General features: G+C 51.1%; 2 protein-coding genes. Both read right to left on the bottom strand.

Annotated features, from left to right (window positions below; genetic code table 11):
- Positions 1-536: 536 nt before the first annotated feature.
- Positions 537-866 (bottom strand): hypothetical protein, encoded by a 330-nt coding sequence (locus ACH65_RS19985; RefSeq protein WP_153242622.1) that lies wholly within the window; start codon positions 864-866, stop codon positions 537-539.
- 140 nt (positions 867-1,006) lie between these two features.
- Entirely contained in the window at positions 1,007-1,480 is a 474-nt protein-coding gene (locus tag ACH65_RS19980; RefSeq protein WP_153242621.1) for a hypothetical protein, read from the bottom strand.
- Positions 1,481-1,663 lie beyond the last annotated feature (183 nt).

Below are 1,663 nucleotides of genomic sequence, written 5' to 3'. Positions count from 1 at the left end.
ACCTGATGGCGTGTAAACTTGGTTTTCAAAGTCCACCCATCATGGCAAAGGTTGAACTGACACACCCCACCGTGTGAGGTAGCCCTGGAAAGCCGGATTCACCGGACGACTGGTATAGATAGTAAACGGCATATCGTTGATGAGAGATCCGTATGTTTGTAGCCTTAGTTGGTAAGATGAATCGAGTACGCTAGAACCATTTTTCAGCGCTTGGTACAACCACGCGCGCCGCATCAGAACCTGCATGGAACGCTGGCCGAGGCGTGGCGTGGCCAAAGCCACCGGGCCACCCCGTATCGTCAGCGTGTGGGTGGGAAAGATCACGGGCTGGCTCTTTCCGCCATGACGCGCGCCAGCGGAAGCACACCATCCACCGCAGGCGCGAAACGGTGTCGAGGCGTGCCGAAAGCGCTGACTGTGGCACGTCACGACCGCTTCGCGGTGATTTTCGCAGCTCGATTTGTAAGGCGTTGTACAAAAATTATCCGAAATGCCAGCGAGAAGGGCTGTGGAGACTGTGGACGGGACAGTCACTTTCAAGGGTCGCTATTTATGACCACGTCGCGCTCACGCTCGTAAATTGAATAAGCACTCGCATCCCCATCGTAAAACTGCTGAAAGAAGCCGGGTGCAAGCCAAGGGCTTGGCAGAGTGCGCTCTGAACCTCCTGATACCACCTTCTCCCAATTAGGTGGAATGATGTCACTTACGACCTCAAAGCTTTCGGATGGGTGATAGCTCATTGCGGCAAAGCCAGGATCCACGTTATTGGCGACAATCAAGTAATCCACTCCCTTGCCACTCTCCGTGCGCACACCCATAACGTGATAAATCTTTCCAAGAGTTAACCAGACCGACTCGTCCACGAGCCTCCGCCGCGAATCAAAGTAGTGGACACATTTCACTTTCACTGGCCACTCACCCCGCAGCAAGCTATCGCGCCATGGCACAAGGACCGACCCGAACTTTTCCTCGGGCGATCAAATAATCAGACGGGTCTCGACACTTATACTCTCAACGGCTTTAACCAAAGGCCCGTTAATCGGCCATCATTAAGCGACGCAACCACATTAGTTGCAAACTCAATGAAATTACCCGCTTTATCACCTGAGCCAACACAGATCCATCCGGATTGATCATCAAATCTTACCAGCCATTCTTCAGCACCCGGCAGCCCAACTCCGGCACCAACAACAACGCTGGAGACATCATCCAAAAATAACTCTCCACTCGTAGATTCCGGAACGAAAATATCCGCCTTACGCCATTTCGTATAAGGAAAGAGACCCCAGGGGAAAAGCACTCGACCAGTATCAGCACAAACCTCCAATTGAAGTGTATCTATCAAAATAGACCCAGTCCCTCGACCACTATAACCACCAAAGCCCTCCACTGAAGGCATGAAATCAATAGAATACCCTGAATGGCGATAAATTAACTCGCCATCCAACCGATGACCACTGCCATAGTGAAATTTCATTTTGGACCACTCCGAAAGAGAAAATGTAAGACCTTGTTCGATCCAGGATCAACAACTAGTTCATATGTACCGACACTACCATTCATGGTTCCTTGTGCATCCCATCGCAACGCACCAGGCACGCCACCTGGATCAGAAACAGGTGGTGTCGAGTTCATAATATTTCCTGATTAGCGTCGAACC

Source organism: Frateuria defendens (assembly GCF_001182895.1).
Lineage (GTDB): Bacteria > Pseudomonadota > Gammaproteobacteria > Xanthomonadales > Rhodanobacteraceae > Frateuria_B > Frateuria_B defendens.
This window is presented reverse-complemented; position numbering and strand designations above follow the sequence as displayed.

Excerpts from the sequence above, each read along its gene's own strand:
- ACH65_RS19980 (WP_153242621.1), bottom strand. The coding sequence starts at position 1,480 with ATGAAATTTCACTATGGCAGTGGTCATCGGTTGGATGGCGAGTTAATT.